The sequence below is a fragment of the Oscillospiraceae bacterium genome (assembly GCA_015068525.1).
In the GTDB taxonomy this organism is placed as follows: Bacteria; Bacillota; Clostridia; order UMGS1840; family HGM11507; genus SIG450.
The window spans coordinates 1-18,297 of sequence record SVKJ01000015.1 but is presented as its reverse complement, the minus strand read 5'-3'; the positions used below and the strand labels follow the sequence as shown (position 1 = coordinate 18,297).

The window sequence follows — 18,297 nt, the reverse complement described above, 5'->3', positions numbered from 1 at the left end:
GAGGTAATAATATGATAATAAAAAATTCTGAATTTGTTACCTCTGCTGTTAAAAGTTCGGGGTATCCTTCATCCACTCTTCCTGAAATTGCTTTTGCGGGAAGGTCAAATGTCGGGAAATCATCATTCGTTAATAAGTTTTTGATGAGGAAAAATATTGCCAAAGTCAGTAAAAATCAGGGTAAAACAAGGCTTATTAATTTTTTTAAAGTTAATAACGAGTTTATGTTGGTTGATTTACCTGGCTATGGATTTGCCAATGTTTCAAAGGCTGAGCAGATTTCCTGGGGGAAAATGATAGAAAATTATCTTAACAAAAGAGAAAATTTAAAATCAGTTTTTCTTCTTTTAGATGTGCGCCACGAACCAACAAATGATGATATTGTTATGTATAACTTTATTGTTGAAAAAGGTTTTGAGCCCATTATAATTGTAACAAAAGTAGATAAACTTGCCAAAACTAAAATAGAACCTCGTATTGAAGAGTTTAAAGAGTTTTTTGGAATAGAGAGTGTTTATCCGTTTTCTTCGCAGTCAGGGTATGGAAGAGAAGAAATTTTAAATCTTGTTGAAACAATAATTATGAAATGAGGATATAAAATGATAGTAAATGCACCAAAAGGTACAATTGATATAACACCTAAAGATGTATATAAATGGCATTATATTGAAAAAAAATTAAGGGATATTTCTGATAAATATAATTTTAAGGAAATAAGAACACCTAATTTTGAACATACCGAACTTTTCCAAAGAGGTGTAGGGGATACAACCGATGTTGTATCAAAAGAGATGTACACATTCTTAGATAAAGGCGACAGGAGTATTACTTTAAGACCTGAAGGGACTGCCGGAGCTGCAAGAAGTTTTATCGAAACGGGTATGTATGCTGAAAGTCAGCCTACTAAACTTTACTATATTATTCCATGTTACAGATATGAAAAACCTCAGGCAGGCAGGTTAAGAGAATTCAGACAGTTCGGGGTTGAAATGTATGGTTCATCTCTTCCTTCATGTGATGCGGAAGTTATTTCAATAGCAAAAAGAATTTTTGATACTTTAGGTATTAAAAAACTGACACTTAACATAAATAACATTGGTTGTCCCGAGTGCAGAAAAGAGTATAACAAAAAATTACTTGAATTTCTTAATGATAAAAAAGAATCTTTATGTGATACATGTAAGGACAGGCTACTTAAAAATCCAATGCGAATTTTTGACTGTAAATCAAGCGTGTGTCAAAATATTATGAAAGATGCACCTACAATGTTTGACAGTGTGTGTGATTCATGTAAAACTCATTTTGATAAAGTGTGTGAATATCTTGACAGTATGAAGATTGATTACAACATTGATAAAGGCATTGTGAGAGGTCTTGATTATTATACCAAAACAGTTTTTGAATTTATATCAACTGATATTGGCGCACAGGGAACTGTATGTGGCGGCGGAAGATATGATAATTTAATCGAAGAAATCGGAGGCAAATCAATGCCCGGAATGGGATTTGCTATCGGACTTGAAAGATTGCTGCTTGTTATGGAGAGTCTTGATATTCCTTTTGATAAAGAAGAAAGAATTAAACTGTTTGTTGCCTCATTAGATGACAGTGCTGATGTTTTTTCTCAAAAACTTGTAAGTGATTTAAGAGAAAATAATGTAAAATGCGAAAAAGATTTTATGGGAAGAACGTTAAAAGCACAACTTAAGTATGCTAATAAAATTAATGCGGAATATACAGTTGTAATCGGCGAAGAAGAAATAAATAATAATAAGTTCAATATAAAGAATATGGACAGCGGAGAAACAGTACTTTTAAATTATGACGAACTTTTAAATATGTTTGGAGGAAATTAAAATGGCAGAGAATATTAAAGGTATGAAAAGAACTTCCAGAGTGGCTTTGCTTACTAAGGATGATATAGGAAAAGAAGTAACACTTATGGGCTGGGTTCATAATTACAGAAATTTAGGAAGTCTTTTGTTTATTGATTTAAGAGATGTATCGGGAATTTGTCAAGTTTTTTTTGGTGAAGACTGCGAGGAATCACTTAAAGAAAAAGCAAGTACTTTAAGAAAAGAATTTGTTATTGCAATAAAAGGTGTTGTTCAAAAAAGAGGCGGAGCAGTTAATCCTAACCTTAAAACAGGTGAAATAGAAGTTAAAGTTTCCGAACTTAGAATTTTATCCAAATCTGAAACCCCTCCTTTTGCCATTGAAGAAAATTCTGATGCAAACGAAGCGCTCAGATTAAAATACAGATATCTTGATTTAAGAAGAAAAGATATGAAAGAAAATCTTATTTTAAGACATAAGGTTGCAAAATCCGCAAGAGATTATTATGACGCAAACGGATTTTTAGAAATTGAAACTCCAATGCTTACTAAAAGTACACCTGAAGGAGCAAGGGACTATCTTGTTCCAAGCCGTGTTCATCCAAATAAATTTTATGCGTTGCCTCAATCTCCGCAACAGTATAAACAACTTTTAATGCTGTCTTCGATGGACAGATATATCCAGATTGTAAAATGTTTCAGAGATGAAGACTTAAGAGCAGACAGGCAGCCTGAATTTACTCAGATTGACTTGGAAATGTCCTTTGTTAATGAAGACGATGTTATGGAAATTAATGAAGGATTTATTAAACATTTATTTAAAGACGTTATGGATATGGATATCAAAACTCCGTTTTTAAGACTTCCATATAAAGAGGCGATGGACAGATTTGGTTCTGATAAACCTGACTTACGATACAAAATGGAACTTTGTGATTTAAGTGATGTTCTTAAAAATACTGATTTTAATGTATTTTCCTCTGCAATAAATAATGGTGGCAGCGTTAGATGTATTAAAGTTGATGGAAAAGAAGACGGAACACAAAGTTTATCAAGAAAAGAAATAGATGCCTTGACCGAATTTGTTAAAACTTATGGAGCAAAAGGTCTTGCTTATATGATTGTTGATAATGACGGCGTTCGTTCTTCGGTTTTAAAATTCTTAAAAGAAGAAGAAATAGAAGGAATGATAGAAAAAACGAGCGCAAAACCTGGCGATATTCTTCTTATTGTTGCAGATAAGAACAGCGTTGTTTACGACTCTTTAGGTGCACTAAGATGCCATATTGCTGCAAAACTTGATATTATAAATAAAGATGAATTCAATTTCTTGTGGGTAGTTGATTTCCCATTGTTCGAATATGACGAAGAAGAAAAACGCTTTAATGCTAAACATCATCCGTTTACATCTCCTAAAGATGATGATATTGAACTTTTAGATACCGAGCCTCAAAATGTAAGAGCAAAAGCGTACGATATGGTGCTTAATGGCTGTGAAATAGGCGGAGGAAGTATCAGAATATTTGATACTGAACTTCAACAGAAAATGTTTGAAAAACTTGGTTTTACCAAAGAACAGGCATGGGCACAGTTCGGGCATCTTATGGAAGCATTTAAGTACGGAACACCACCTCACGGAGGAATGGCTTACGGACTTGACAGACTTGTTATGCTTCTTGCCAAAAAAGATTCTATAAGAGATGTTATCGCATTCCCTAAAGTTCAGAATGCATCTGAACTTATGACAGATGCACCTAACCTTGTTGATGATAAACAACTTCAGGAATTATATATTAAGTGTGTTAAATCTGAATAATATGTATTTATAAGAGAGAGGAACTTAACAATGATTGAAATATCGCATCTTTATAAAAATTACGGTAAAAGGCCATGCTTAAAAGATATAAGCTTCACTGTAAATAAAGGGGAAATTTTAGGGTTTTTAGGTCCTAACGGCGCAGGTAAGACTACTACAATGTCTATTATAACAGGTTACTTATCATATACTAAAGGAAGCGTTAAAGTTGACGGTCTTGAGGTTTTAGACAATCCGACCGAAGTTAAAAAGAAGATTGGATATCTTCCTGAACTTCCTCCTGTTTATCTTGATATGACAGTTTTGGAATATTTGAAATTTGTTTATGAACTTAAAAAAGTAAAACTTGACTTAAACAAACATATAGTTGAGGTAATGAAATCAGTTGGTATTTTAGATGTTAAAGACAGACTTATTAAACATTTATCAAAGGGTTATAAACAAAGAGTAGGTTTTGCAAGTGCTCTTATCGGAGATCCTGAAATTCTTATTCTTGACGAGCCTACTGTTGGTCTTGACCCTAAGCAGATTATTGAAATAAGAAATGTGATAAAAGAACTTGGGAAAAGTAAAACCATTATAATAAGTTCTCATATCTTACAGGAAATCAGTGCAATATGCGACAGAGTTGTTATTATAAGTAAAGGTCAGATTGTGGCGGAAGATTCGCCTGAAAACCTATCTAACATTCATACAACAAAACAACAGCTTACAGTTCGTATAGCAGGCGAAAGAAATGCGATCAAAAATGTTTTAGAATCTGTTACTGGAATAAGAAAAATCAAAGAAGTCGGCATAAAAGAAAACGACTCTTATGATTTTATAATAGATGTCGAAGCAGGTTTTGATGTAAGAAAAACTTTGTTTAACGCTTTGGCTGTAAAATCTATGCCGATTCTTATGCTTCAGGCGTCTAAGATGAGTTTAGAGGATGTATTTATAGAACTTACAAATCAGAATTTGGGGAGGGGAAATTAAATGAAAGCAATATTTAAACGCGAACTTAATTCATATTTTAATTCGCCTCTTATATATATACTTATGAGTTTGTTTTTAGTAATATCATTTGTATTTTTTATACTTTATAATGTTATGTACGGATATACAACATTGTTATATGTTTGTTACAATATAAATACGGTTTTTGTTTTCCTTGTTCCTATAATTACTATGCGTCTTTTTGCAGAAGAGAAAACTCAGAAAACTGACCAGCTGTTATTTACTTCCCCTAACTCAATAACGTCTATTGTTATGGGAAAATTCTTATCAGCGTATGTTGTTTATGCTCTTATAATGTCGATTATACTTATTTATGCATTTATAATATCCTTATTTGCACCTTTTGATTTTACATCGTTTTTAATATTATATGTCGGTGAACTTATACTTGGTGCTGCTTTTGTTTCAGTTGGTGTATTTGTATCTTCTGTATCAAATAACCTTATTATTTCTGCACTTGTATCATTTGCAATGCTTATTGTGTTCTATTTTGCAGAGATGATACCTAATATATTCGGAAATCCTCAGTGGCTTTATGATATGTTTAGTTTCTTCTCATTGTCAATACGTTTTGATAATTTCGGAATGGGACTTTTAGCATGGGACAGCATAATGTATTATCTTTCATTTGCAGGTATATTTATATTCTTAACAATACGAATGATAGATAAAAAAAGGTGGGAGTAAAAATGAAAAAGAAAAACATTTCAAATAAATTTAGATTTGGTTTTAATGCAACAATAGTTACTGTTTTATTTATTATTGCAGTTCTTCTTTGCAATGCTTTCGTAAGCGTAGTGCTTGATAAGTTTCCAAATCTTAATATAGACTTAACTCAAAATAAACAATTTGAAATTTCAAAAGAGAGTAAAGATGCACTAAAAGAAATAGAAGACCCTGTTACTATGAAACTTCTTGTTTCAGGCTCAACGGGAGAGCCTGTTATAGAAGAACTTTTAGGAAGATATAAACAAGTAAAAAATAATATTATAATAGAAAAAACTGATATTGAAAAAAATCCTGCGTCTGTTTCAAAATATAATAATATTATTGATCCAAACGGAACTCTTATTATTGAAAATAAAGAAAAATTTGAAGCTGTAAGTTTCGCTTCACTTTATGGTAGTAACGGAGATTTAGCAAGCGCAGAATCACTTATAACAAATGGTATAATTTCTGTTACAACAGGCGAGAAGAAAACAATACTGTTTTCCGAAGGGCATGGCGAATACCCTGCATATACAATTGCAGCAGTAGCGCAAAAGAATTACTATAATTATGATGTTTTAGATATTACCAAAGAAAAAATTGAAAACTGTGATATGCTTGTAATATTCTGTCCATCTGTTGATTTTACATCTTCCGAGATTGCTGACCTTGAAAGTTATGTTTTATCAGGCGGAAATCTTAAGATTTATTTAAATCCTGTAGGTCAGTATCTTCCAAACCTTTGTGAATATATAAAGGAATGGGGTATAGAAGTAAAAGAGGAACTTATATCCGAAAAGCATAACGATAACATAGCAAGGCAGAATTTGTTTATACCTGTAGTTTCGGAAAATAAATATACTAAAGATGTAGATGAAACACTTTATTATCAACATTCTTATAAACTTGAAAGTTTATATTCGGGTACTAAAGGTATAACATTATATCCTGTTTTAACATCAACTGATAAAGCAACAACCAAAAATGCAGACGGAGAAACAACTAATATTGGAACTCATACTATTTCTATGGTTGCCGAAAGAGTGCTTGAAGATAATTCTACCGTAAAAATGTATGTTTCAGGCTCTTCACTTTTATATGAAATGGATTCCTATATGTATAATGAAGACGTGTGCCAGAGTGTTATATTAGGAATATTGCCAAAAGAATCTTATGCTGATATTCCTTCTAAAGAAATAAATAATGCTCAACTTTTAATTACACAAACAAATTTCATATTTATTATTATTGTAATTACCATACTAGCAGTTTTACTTATAACTTTTGGAATTGTTGTATGGTCTAAGAGGAGAAAATTATAATGAAAAAATATAAGAATTATGTTATATTAGGTTGTATTATAATATTCCTTGTAATTGGTTTAGCTATAGTATCAGGCATTGATACAACAAGTGATAAAGATAATGATATATATGAGAGTATAGAAATATATAGTGTTTTAAGCAGTGATATTTCATCAGTTTTCATTAAAAACGAATTCGGAGAATATAATGTTCTGTATGGCGATGAAATTAAAATTTTAGGCAAACAAATTGAGAAAGATGACGAAAAACTTGAATACCTTCTTACTGAAATTTCATCAATGTATGCAAGTGAAATTGCAGACGAAAACGTCGTTTCTTTAAGTGATTTCGGACTTTTAAATCCTTTGGCAGAACTTGAACTATCTTTAAAAGACAACAGTAAAATAAAAATATATATAGGCAATAAAACTCCGACAGACAGTGGCTATTATGTTAAACTAAATGATGAAAACAAAGTTTATATCGTAAGCACATACTCAGTTGATACAATTTTAAGAAAACTTGATTATTACAGAAACACTGTTTTATTTAGTTTTGAAATAAGCGATATTAACGAATTTTCTTATACAAACGGAACAAAAACAGTTTCATTTAAAAGAAATGATTCAAACGACCTTAATCGTAACAGTTTTGCTGCATTTAATATGAAAACACCTTATGACTGGGCTGCAGAAAGTTCAAAACTTGAAGAAGTTTTTAATCTTTTGAAAGAACTTAAGATTATAGAATATGTTGAGGACAATCCTACTGATTTATCACAATATGGTTTAAATCCTTATTCATATAAGATATCTTTAAAAGATAAAAACAATAATATTTATAATATGAATATAGGCTCAAATGTTGATGGTAAATATTATATTAAGATGGATAGTAAAAACAGCGTTTATTTTGTTGATGCAAAAGGTTTTGAATTTTTAAACTACGAGCCAACTGCTTTTTTACAGCAGTTTGTATGTATACGACCGATTGATAATGTGGCAACACTATCATATATCCATAACGATATAAATGCTTCATTTGATATAAAGAAAGTTGATACTGAAGTTCACGATATTAAATATAAAGGTAAACTTATTGACCAGAAAAAGTTTAAAGAAGCCTATACTGAGATTATAAGTATGAAAATATCGGGTACACTTTCTTATACACCGAACACAGCACCAATTTTGGAATACACATTTACTTATACCAATTCGGATTCTGATACAATAAAATATTATAAATATGATGATAGAAAAATTGCTGTAGCCGTAAATGGTGTTATAAACTTTTATGTTGATATTTCCGAATTTAATATGCGTATAAATAAAATTGATGATATAATAAGAAATAAAATTTAACAAGTTTAAGGCGTATGGAGTTCGACACTCCGACGGCTCTAAGGAGAGATAAAGTGGATTTTGTTAAAGAATTCTTAATTTCAATTCCGATTCCATTGTGGATGAAAGCGTTTTTTGCATCAATGATTCCTTTTATTGAATCAAGATATGCGATTTTGTTTTTTACTGATATGGGAATGGAGTTCTGGCAACTGTTCTTGGTTAGTGTTATAGGGAATATGGTTCCAGTTCCGTTTATAATACTTCTTTTCCGTCCCATTGTTTCATTCTTCTTAAAGACGAAGATGTTTAAAAAACTGGGTGAGAAACTTGATGATATAGCACATAAAAAAGCATCTAAACTAAAGAAAGTTGAAGGCTGGGGACTCTTTATATTTGTTGCACTTCCTCTTCCGGGTACAGGGGCAATATCGGGAGCTCTTGCTTCGGCGATATTTAATATGAGAATCAGCAAGGCTCTTCCTGTTATTTTTGCAGGAACTGTTGTGGCAACATCTATAACTACAGGTGCACTTGAAATTATAACAAATCTTATAACAAAACTATTTTAAATAAAGGAAAAAGGTGATTACAAATGAAAAAATATTTTACATCTGAATCAGTAACTGAAGGGCATCCCGATAAAATATGCGATCAGATTTCTGATGCAGTATTAGATGCAATTTTAAAAAAGGATAAGTATGCAAGAGTTGCTTGTGAAACATCTATAACAACAGGTCTTGTACTTGTTATGGGAGAAATCACAACTGATGCAACAATAGATTATCAGACTTTGGTAAGAGATACCATAAGAGAAATCGGATATGACAGAGCAAAATACGGCTTTGACTGTGAAACCTGCGGAGTTCTTACTGCTATCCATGAACAATCAAAAGATATAGCAATGGGCGTTGATAATTCTTATGAAAGTAAGGCTGAAAATTCAGGTGAAGATTTAGGTGCAGGTGACCAGGGTATGATGTTTGGTTACGCATGTGATGAAACCGAAACTCTTATGCCGCTTCCGATTTATCTTGCTCACAATATGTCAAAAAGGCTTACTAAGGTAAGAAAAGACGGGCTGGTAGATTATTTAAGACCTGATGGTAAAACACAGGTTACAGTAGAATATGAAGACGATATGCCAAAAAGAATTGAAACAGTTGTTCTGTCTACTCAACACAGTGAAACAGTTGATATGGAAAAACTAAGAGAAGATATGATTGAACTTGTTATCAAAAAGGAAATTCCTGAAAATATGATGGATGAAAATACCAAGATATATGTTAATCCAACAGGAAGATTTGTTGTTGGCGGACCTATGGGAGATGCAGGACTTACAGGAAGAAAAATTATTGTTGATACATATGGTGGCTATGCAAGACACGGAGGCGGTGCATTCTCAGGAAAAGATCCGACAAAAGTTGACCGTTCTGCCGCTTATGCAGCAAGATATGTTGCAAAAAATATAGTTAAAGCAGGGCTTTCCAGCAAATGTGAAATTCAACTTGCTTACGCAATTGGTGTTGCTAAACCTGTATCAGTTCTTGTTGATACTTTTGGTACAAATAAAGTTCCTCAGTCTGTAATTGAAAGTTTAGTTGAAAAACATTTTGATTTAAGACCGAGTGCAATTATTTCAAAGTTTGATTTAAGAAGACCTATTTATAAAAATACTGCAGCATACGGTCACTTTGGAAGAGAAGACTTGAACTTACCTTGGGAAATGACTGATAAAGCAGATATTTTAAGAAAAGAAGCTAACTTATAGTTTTACAAGGTCTCCAATTAAAAAAAGTTTATGCTTAGGAGGTTTTTATGAACACAAAAGTTAAAATATTATTCTGCGATGATGACAAAAATATATGTGAACTTGCTCGTATGTATCTTGAAAAAGAGGGATTTGAGGTAATTCTTGCGAGTGATGGCAGACAAGCAGTTAATGGTTTTAACAGGGAAAAACCAAACCTTATCATTTTAGATATTCTTATGCCATATATGGACGGATATGAAGTGTGCCGTGAAATAAGAAAGGTAAGTTCAGTGCCAATTATATTTCTTACGGCAAAAAGCGATACATTTGATAAAGTGTTAGGTTTGGAACTTGGGGCTGATGATTATATTGTAAAACCTTTTGACGTTAAGGAACTTATTGCAAGAATTAAAGCAGTTCTTCGAAGATTTGATTCGGATAAGGGTGAGATGGAGAAGGAAGATGAGGTAATTTATGATAATATAAATATCAATCTTTCAAACTATGAACTCAAGATAAATGACAAGGTGGTTGAAATGCCTCCGAAAGAACTTGAACTTTTATATTTTCTTGCTAAAAATCCAAATAAGGTTTTTACACGTGACCAATTATTATCAAGCGTGTGGGATTATGATTATTTTGGCGATTCAAGAACAGTTGATGTTCATATTAAAAGAATAAGAGAAAAAATTGAAAATAAAAGTGAAAAATGGAATTTAAAAACCGTTTGGGGAGTCGGTTATAAATTTGAGGTACTTTAAATATGATATTTAAGAAAATATTTGTTTATTTTGTATCAACCATTCTTATAGTAACCGTTTCTATCGGTATGGTAATATTTTATTTTTTAGGCAATTATGTTATTGACCAGAAAAAAACACTCCTTATGAACGCAGGCGAAAAAATAAGTAGTATCAGTACAGAAATTGTAAAATATGATAATAATGATTTTAATAATTATTTCAGAATTTTTTCCGAACTGTCTGCTTCTAATCTGGAAAGTGATATAATACTGGCAAATCCTGATGGTTCTATCCTTTTTAATACGGGAATAATGTATAATGACAGAGATTTAAGGATTCCAAAGGATTTGATAGAAACTGTTAATGGAGGTATCAATTCTTCAAAAGTAGAAAAAATAGGCTCTTTTAAGGATTCAAGCCTTATTGTCGGGATTCCTATTAAGTTTGACTCTCATATCATTGGAGGAATTTACTTAATAACGTTTCTTCCTGAAATAACAAGATTAAGAGGAGATATTATAAAAATTTATCTTCTTTCTGGTTTGGTTGTGCTGCTTTTGTCTTTAATACTTATATTTTTATTTACCAAACGTGTTGCAGATCCGATAAAACAGTTGAAACTTGCCTCAAAGAATTTAACTAACGGAGATTTCAGGGCAAGGGTAAAAGTTTATAATAAAAATGATGAAATCGGCGAACTTGCGGAAACTTTTAATGATATGGCCGATTCTATCGAAAAATCAGAAAATATGAGGCGTTCTTTTATTTCAGATGTATCTCACGAGTTAAGAACTCCTATGACAACTATTACAGGATTTGTTCAAGGGATTTTGGATAATACTATTCCTCCTGATAAAAGGGAAATATATTTGAATGTTGTTTTAGATGAATCAAAAAGATTATCTAAACTTATAAGTGACCTTCTTGATGTATCTAAACTTGAAAGTGATGAAGTAAGCCTTGAATTGTCAACCTTTAATATAAACGAACTTATACGTCTTTCTATTATTAGTTTTGAAAATAAGTTTAATGAAAAGAATCTTACTGTCAATGCAATGTTTGAAAGTGAGATTGAAGAAGTGGTGGCGGAAAAGGACAGTATTAAGAGAGTTGTTACAAATTTACTTGATAATGCCATTAAATTTTCGTATCATAAGGGAATAATTGATATATCAACCAAACGAAAAGGCAACAAGGTATATATATCAATAAAAAATGAAGGCGAAGGCATTTCGAAAGACGATAAGAAAACCATTTTTGAACGGTTTTATAAGGTTGATAAATCAAGAAGTCAGAATAAAACAGGTGTTGGGCTTGGACTTTATATTGTTAAACGAATAATAAATAAACATGGTGAAAAAATATGGATTGAAAGTGAAGAAGGAAAATTTGCAGAGTTTATTTTCACTTTAAAAAAATAATTCATTATGTGTTTATAAAATGTTCATATTTATTATTTATAATGATTTTAGAAAAAAATTTCGGAGGTCTTAATTATGTCTGATTTTTACAATAACAACTGGAATAATGATGATTTTCAAAATGGGCAGAACTTTAAGAATAAAGAGCAGTATTTTACTTATAACGAAACATATTTAGATAAGAAAAAAGAAAAAAAGAGTAAAAAGCCGTTTTTTAAATTTATTGCACTTATTGTTTCTTCTGCGATTTTAGGTTCGGTGATTACTTGTGCTGCTTTTTCAATGTTTATTCCTGGATATATCAAAGAATATGCGAGAAATAATATAGTTTCATCTTATTCACCTGATAAATTTATTCCGACTACAACAGGCTCTGTTGATACTAATACAGGTGTTGCAAAATCTGATGGTACACTTTCTGTTGTTGATATAGCAAAGAAAGTTGGTCCTGCAGTTGTAGGGATAGTTTCTACCATTCCTACCCAGACATTTTTTGGTATGACAGAAAGTCAGGGAAGCGGTTCAGGAATAATTATATCTGAAAACGGATATGTTGTAACCAATAACCATGTTATAGAAGGTGCAACTAAGGTTGAAGTTTTTTTAAGTAGTGGTGATAAGAAAAATGCGACTTTGGTAGGATATGATGCAAGAACTGACCTTGCAGTTTTAAAACTTGAAAATGATTCATATCCTTATGCTAAACTCGGAGATTCAAGTACATTAGAGGTAGGAGAACTTTGTGTTGCTATAGGTAATCCTCTTGGAATGGAATTTGCAGGAAGTGTTACAGTAGGTTACATCAGTGCTCTTAACAGAACAGTTGAAACAGATGGTAAAACTTTCAATCTTATACAAACTGACGCTGCTATAAACGCAGGTAATTCAGGTGGTGCGCTTGTAAATACCAAAGGTGAAGTAATTGGAATTAATACATTAAAAATTGCTTCAACGGGTGTAGAAGGCTTAGGCTTTGCAATCCCTGTTGACGAAGCAAAACCGATTTTTGACGATTTAATAAATCATGGTTATGTAAAAGGAAGACCTGTTATAGGAATTGTTGGAAGAGATATTTCTTCAGATATGGCAAAATATTATAATTATCCGGAAGGAATATTTGTAGAACAGGTTCAGGAAGGCAGCGGCGCTGCAAAAGCAGGTATAAGACGTGGTGATATTATTACCAAGGCTGACGGTAAACGTGTTAAAACTATAGAAGAATTAAACAAAGTCCGTGATACTAAAAAAGCAGGTCAAACTATAAGAGTTGAACTTGACAGGTCAGGAGATATAATATCTGTAGATATAACACTCGGTGAAGAAAAAACAAGATAGTTTTTTAAAGATTTAAAATTTCTAAGATTGTATAAATAGAAATAAGAACATCGCGAAAACTCAAACTTTTAGTTTATTAGTTTTTGAGGTGTTCTTTTTTGTATAATTTTGTTTAATGTAACAATACTAAATAATAAAGGATGTGAAAAAATGAAAAGAATAACTAATAATCAATATAACGATATGGTTGATAAAAAAATTCCTGGTTCTTCTGTTCTTATAAAGTGTTTCAGAGCGTTTGTTACGGGTGGAAGTATATGCCTTATAGCCGAAATTATATTTAATTTTTTAGTATCAATGGGAATTAAGGAAGTAAATGTTGCTACCTTTACACCTATGATTATGGTTTTTTTAGGTGCATTGTTCACAGGTCTTGATTTGTATAATAAAATTGCTAAATTTGGAGGTGCAGGAACACTTGTACCAATCACGGGATTTGCTAATGCTATCGTATCTCCTGCTATGGAATTTAAATCTGAAGGATATGTTTTAGGGCTTGGAGCTAAAATGTTTATAATAGCAGGACCTGTTTTAGTGTACGGAATAACAACATCTGTTGTATGCGGATTATTTTTATTGTTAGGAAGAGTGGTATTATGAAAAAAATCGGTAAGCAAACTATAGAATTTTGCAATCTGCCAGTTATAAAAGGATATTATTCTGTTGTCGGACCGAAAGAAGGTGAAGGTCCGTTAAGTAAATATTTTGATAAAATAATAGATGATTCTAAATTCGGAGAAGAAACATGGGAAAAAGCTGAAAGTAAATTTGTTAAAACTTCGATTGAAAATGCCATAAAAAAGGCTGAACTTTCTGTTTCTGATATTGACTATATTTTTTCAGGTGATTTATTAAATCAATGTGCATCAAGCAGTTTTGCAATAAGAGATTTTGATTTGCCTTTTTTTGGACTATATGGTGCTTGTTCAACGATGGCAGAAAGTTTATCTTTAGGTGCAGTATTTATTGATGGAGAATTTGCAAATAATGTTGTATCTGCAACGTCATCGCATTTCTGTTCTGCAGAAAGACAGTTCAGATTTCCATTAGAATATGGAGGAACTCGTCCTGCAACTTCTCAATGGACAGTTACAGGTTCAGGTGCAGTTGTCTTGTCAAAAACGGGGAATGGACCAAAAATTAAAAGAATAACAACAGGAAAGATAGTTGATTTAGGAATAAAAGATGCTAATAATATGGGTGCTGCAATGGCCCCTGTAAGTGTTAAACTAACACCATAAGGCGATGTGCTAAATCTCTACAATTTATGCGTGTTTAAGGCAAATTTCGAGTTTTAAGGAGGTGATAAGTTTAACACTTTTTATTTTTAGAAATCGGAGGGGTGAAATTGAGAAAGATTTATACTTATCAGAATGTGCAGAATTTTATAGAAAGTAGTGATGTTAAACTTAAAAACAAATTCCAAAATATTCTTGCCTATATCTCAGATGAGAAAAACAGACTTTGCGAACCTTATGTGAGGCATATTTCTCAAAATCGATTTAAAGGGCTTTTCGAAATCAGATTAAAGACATCGGTAACAATGGCAAGAGTTGTCTTTTCAATGAAAGATGAAAATATTATTCTTTTATATGCGTTTTATAAGAATGACAAGAAAGATACCAAAAGAGCACTTGAGCATTCTCTCAAGTTGTTAAATGACGCAAGAAAAAATAATTATGAGGAGGTACTTATAGCATGAGGAAAATATTTGCAGTTAGTATAGTTCCGATAATTCTGCTGCTCGGGAGCGAAGTTTTTGCAGCAGATATTGTTTCAGGTCAGGATATTTATATCAACGGCTCAAAAGCAGAAATGTCAGCAATAAATTTTAATGATAATAATTATGTGAAACTTCGGGATATTGCAAAGGCATTGAATATTGAAATCACATACGATGCAGAAACAAATACTGTTTCAATTAACACAGAGAAACCTTACAGGGAAGAAAAACCGAAAGTTGATTACATAGACGGTAAATCGTATGCAAGAGAAGATTTCTCACAAAGAGCAAATCCCAATATATTCAATGAAGTATATACAAGGGATGCTTACAATGCAATCAGACAATCTATTGTGGATATTAACGAGACAACTCAAAACACCGATGAAAATGGTTATAATCCAAATTACACCTATGCACATTTCGTTGATGAAAAGGCTTCAATGAGTAATTCGGGAAAAACCATAGAAGCAATGAAATCCGTAACTGCATCAATGTTCGGTTATTATAATTTCAGTTTTGGATATGAGTCAACGATAAAGAATTTATACGAATATCCTAGCTATCGTATTTGTAAACCTCAAATACATAAACACTTTGAACCTGCAAACAAGGTAACAAATGGTTTCGTTGCGGAGATATCCAATCTCTCGGATCGAGAAAAAGTCAAACGGATTTCCGATTATATCTGCGACAGAGCGGCATATAAGAACGAGAATGTTGCAGGGATAAATAAGATATTTACCGGTACGTCACCTGCCAATGCGATATGCGGTACTTATGCAGATGCATTTGTTTATCTTTGCCAACGAGCGGGAATTCCGTGCATATCAGTTGTTGATGATATACACGCATGGAATGAAGTGTATGTTGATGGTAAATGGCATACTACAGATATAAGCTATTATGATGTAGCAAGAACTGACGAATACTTGTTACCTAAAAACTATCCTCGCACTGATATAAATAAGCAGAAAACAAATTTTGCAAAGGAACTACTCGTTCCGGGAAGCACAAAAAGTACCGATTAAAAACGAATTTTTTATCGTATAGGGGGTTGCAAAATCGTAACGAAAATTAAAAAAATTAAAAATTTAGAAATTAGGGGTGGTTGCTCCACCCCTAAATTACTCTAAAACATAGTGAAATAGCGGTTTTCGCGCATATGATTATTCTTAACTTTTGAGTGTGATTTTGCACTAGTAGGGAGGGTTGCAAAATCGTCTTGAAAATAAGCGCTAAAAGTTGTATCAAAGAACAGAAGTCGCCAAAGCATTTTTGGAGGGATTCAGTTAGAGGTAATAAAGTAATTTTGAGTGAAAAAATCAGTTAAAATACAGAAGCTGATACAAGAGGCTTGAAGGAAATAAGGAGCAAATACTTTAAAATTAAACTTACAAAAGACAGAATATAGAATTTAGGCAGATTTACGATGAAATCGTAAATCTGCGTTGACAAAAAATATAAAAGCAATCCGACACCTTTGAAAGAAAAAATCTTTTAATGGTGTTTTCCTTTGCTAAAAGGCACCATGGATTTATACTCAAACACAATTTAGTAAATCGTACTTGACTAATTTGTATTTATGTGTTATAATGTAGATAACTTAAAATGGAGGTCGTGTATATGTTTATAGGCAGAGAAAGAGAGCTTGATGCTCTGAATAAGTTTTATAAATCAAATAAATTTGAATTTGCGGTTATCTATGGCAGACGTCGTGTTGGTAAAACTGCGCTCATAAATGAGTTCATAGATAAGAAAAAAGCTATTTATTTTATGGGTGTTGAAAGCAACGCAAAGCAGAATCTTGAAAACCTTTCTAAAAGTATTATGGAGTTTGCAAGCGGTATTGAAACGGAATCCTCTTTCCTCTCCTTTCAGGCGGCTTTAGAGTATGTATTCAAGCTTGCGGAAAACGAAAGAATCATTCTTGCTATTGATGAATACCCTTATGTAGCTCGTTCATCAAAAAGTCTTGCATCTACCTTGCAACTTTTAATTGATAAATATAAAGATACATCAAAATTGATGCTTATCCTCTGTGGTTCTTCTATGTCGTATATGGAAGACCATGTGCTTGCATATAAAGCGCCTCTCTATGGCAGAAGAACAGCTCAAATGAAGCTTTTGCCATTTGACTTTGAAGAAACCTGCAGATATTTTAAAAATCTGTCTGACGAGGATAAAGCACTTATCTATGGTGTTGCAGGTGGTACACCACAATATCTCTTGCAGATGGATGATAAACTGAGCGTAGAAGACAATATAAAAAACACATACTTAAATCCAATCTCATTTCTCTACGAAGAACCAACAAATCTCTTAAAACAAGAAGTGCGTGAGCCTGCAATTTATACAGCAATCATTACAGCGATTGCAACCGGTTCATCGAGAATGTCGGAGATTTCAAGCAAGGTTGGTGAAGATACAAATGTATGTGCAACTTATATTAAAAACTTAATTAATCTTGGCATTGTTCAGAAAGAAACACCGTATGGAGAAAAGGCATCTCGTAAGTCAGTTTATTCCATCGAGGACAATATGTTCCGTTTCTGGTATCGCTTTGTTCTTGAAAACAACTCAATCATTGCGCGTGGTGCTGCTGATTTAGTTTACAAACGAATTGAACCACATTTTTCTAACTATATGGGTAAGGTTTTTGAAGAAATCTGCAAACAGTATCTTTGGAAACAACTTCTTTCCGGTAGTTGCCCTGTAGAGTTTACCTCTCTTGGTCGCTGGTGGGGTAACGATCCCGAAGAAAAAGCACAAGCAGAAATAGATATTATGGGAGAACAGGATAAAAACACAGCCCTTTTTGCAGAATGCAAATGGACAAACGAAAAGGTTGACCTCGGTGTTTTAGAAACACTTATAAAACGCGGTAATCTGTTCTCATATAAAACAAAGCATTACTATCTGTTCTCAAAATCAGGGTTCACAAAAGGATGTATAGATAAGGCTAATGAGATGGGTAATGTGAGTTTGATAAGTTATGATGACATATTGAAATAATAAATAATTACTAATCGTTTCAAATTTATAAGGAGACGGGGATGAATGCAATAACTTTACCTTGTACGGTTAGGCAAAGATAGCAAACAGCACCGTTTCGTTACTCTGTTTGGAGGTAAATTTTATGTTAGAACAATCAAAAAAGCTATTGAAACACAAACTGCTGAAAGAGAAAAATGCACAAGAATGATGGTTGACTTACATCCTGACTGGAAGAATGGTCATATCAGTCAGGAGGAATATCTGATATTGAAGCAGGATATTTCAGAAAAAATAGAAAATCTTGATAAAATGATTGAAAG

General features: G+C 32.4%; 17 protein-coding genes. All 17 read left to right on the top strand.

All coding sequences use genetic code 11. From position 1 onward, the window contains the following. Window positions 1-11 precede the first annotated feature (11 nt). The 17 genes from E7419_06060 to E7419_05980 all read left to right on the top strand — a co-directional run bounded on the left by E7419_06060 (window position 12) and on the right by E7419_05980 (window position 17,995). On the top strand, window positions 12-590 hold the full coding sequence (locus tag E7419_06060; GenBank protein ID MBE7014754.1) for a YihA family ribosome biogenesis GTP-binding protein: 579 nt from the start codon (window positions 12-14) through the stop codon (window positions 588-590). Between the two features lie 9 nt (window positions 591-599). Further along, complete coding sequence (locus E7419_06055) at window positions 600-1,856, top strand: histidine--tRNA ligase (protein MBE7014753.1); 1,257 nt, start codon at window positions 600-602, stop codon at window positions 1,854-1,856. Between the two features lies 1 nt (window position 1,857). Continuing rightward, a complete protein-coding gene (gene aspS / locus E7419_06050; GenBank protein MBE7014752.1) occupies window positions 1,858-3,651 on the top strand; it encodes an aspartate--tRNA ligase in 1,794 nt (597 codons plus the stop codon). Between the two features lie 30 nt (window positions 3,652-3,681). Beyond that, on the top strand, window positions 3,682-4,629 hold the full coding sequence (locus E7419_06045) for an ATP-binding cassette domain-containing protein (protein MBE7014751.1): 948 nt from the start codon (window positions 3,682-3,684) through the stop codon (window positions 4,627-4,629). After that, complete coding sequence (locus tag E7419_06040) at window positions 4,630-5,337, top strand: ABC transporter (protein MBE7014750.1); 708 nt, start codon at window positions 4,630-4,632, stop codon at window positions 5,335-5,337. It abuts the gene before it with no gap. Window positions 5,338-5,339: 2 nt separating this feature from the next. Next, window positions 5,340-6,680 (top strand): hypothetical protein, encoded by a 1,341-nt coding sequence (locus E7419_06035; protein ID MBE7014749.1) that lies wholly within the window; start codon window positions 5,340-5,342, stop codon window positions 6,678-6,680. After that, window positions 6,680-8,026, top strand: a complete 1,347-nt coding sequence (locus E7419_06030; GenBank protein ID MBE7014748.1) for a DUF4340 domain-containing protein — start codon at window positions 6,680-6,682, stop codon at window positions 8,024-8,026. Before E7419_06035 ends, E7419_06030 begins: the two co-directional genes overlap by 1 nt. 14 nt (window positions 8,027-8,040) lie before the next feature. Further along, window positions 8,041-8,577: a small multi-drug export protein gene (locus E7419_06025; GenBank protein ID MBE7014747.1), complete on the top strand. Its 537-nt coding sequence runs from the start codon at window positions 8,041-8,043 to the stop codon at window positions 8,575-8,577. Window positions 8,578-8,600: 23 nt separating this feature from the next. Then, window positions 8,601-9,776: a methionine adenosyltransferase gene (locus E7419_06020; protein ID MBE7014746.1), complete on the top strand. Its 1,176-nt coding sequence runs from the start codon at window positions 8,601-8,603 to the stop codon at window positions 9,774-9,776. A 47-nt stretch (window positions 9,777-9,823) separates the two neighbouring features. Continuing rightward, window positions 9,824-10,519: a response regulator transcription factor gene (locus E7419_06015; protein MBE7014745.1), complete on the top strand. Its 696-nt coding sequence runs from the start codon at window positions 9,824-9,826 to the stop codon at window positions 10,517-10,519. A gap of 2 nt (window positions 10,520-10,521) precedes the next feature. Next, window positions 10,522-11,922 (top strand): HAMP domain-containing histidine kinase, encoded by a 1,401-nt coding sequence (locus E7419_06010; protein MBE7014744.1) that lies wholly within the window; start codon window positions 10,522-10,524, stop codon window positions 11,920-11,922. A gap of 75 nt (window positions 11,923-11,997) precedes the next feature. Continuing rightward, on the top strand, window positions 11,998-13,257 hold the full coding sequence (locus tag E7419_06005) for a trypsin-like serine protease (protein ID MBE7014743.1): 1,260 nt from the start codon (window positions 11,998-12,000) through the stop codon (window positions 13,255-13,257). Between the two features lie 150 nt (window positions 13,258-13,407). Beyond that, entirely contained in the window at window positions 13,408-13,857 is a 450-nt protein-coding gene (locus E7419_06000; protein MBE7014742.1) for a SpoVA/SpoVAEb family sporulation membrane protein, read from the top strand. Beyond that, window positions 13,854-14,498 (top strand): hypothetical protein, encoded by a 645-nt coding sequence (locus tag E7419_05995; GenBank protein MBE7014741.1) that lies wholly within the window; start codon window positions 13,854-13,856, stop codon window positions 14,496-14,498. Before E7419_06000 ends, E7419_05995 begins: the two co-directional genes overlap by 4 nt. A 92-nt stretch (window positions 14,499-14,590) precedes the next feature. Beyond that, a complete protein-coding gene (locus tag E7419_05990) occupies window positions 14,591-14,959 on the top strand; it encodes a hypothetical protein (protein MBE7014740.1) in 369 nt (122 codons plus the stop codon). Next, window positions 14,956-16,011 carry a hypothetical protein gene (locus tag E7419_05985; GenBank protein ID MBE7014739.1) on the top strand — a complete coding sequence of 352 codons (1,056 nt, stop codon included), beginning with the start codon at window positions 14,956-14,958 and terminating at the stop codon, window positions 16,009-16,011. Before E7419_05990 ends, E7419_05985 begins: the two co-directional genes overlap by 4 nt. Window positions 16,012-16,606: 595 nt before the next feature. After that, the gene (locus tag E7419_05980; protein ID MBE7014738.1) at window positions 16,607-17,995 is read left to right on the top strand and encodes an ATP-binding protein; all 1,389 of its coding nucleotides are present in this window, start codon (window positions 16,607-16,609) and stop codon (window positions 17,993-17,995) included. Window positions 17,996-18,297 lie beyond the last annotated feature (302 nt).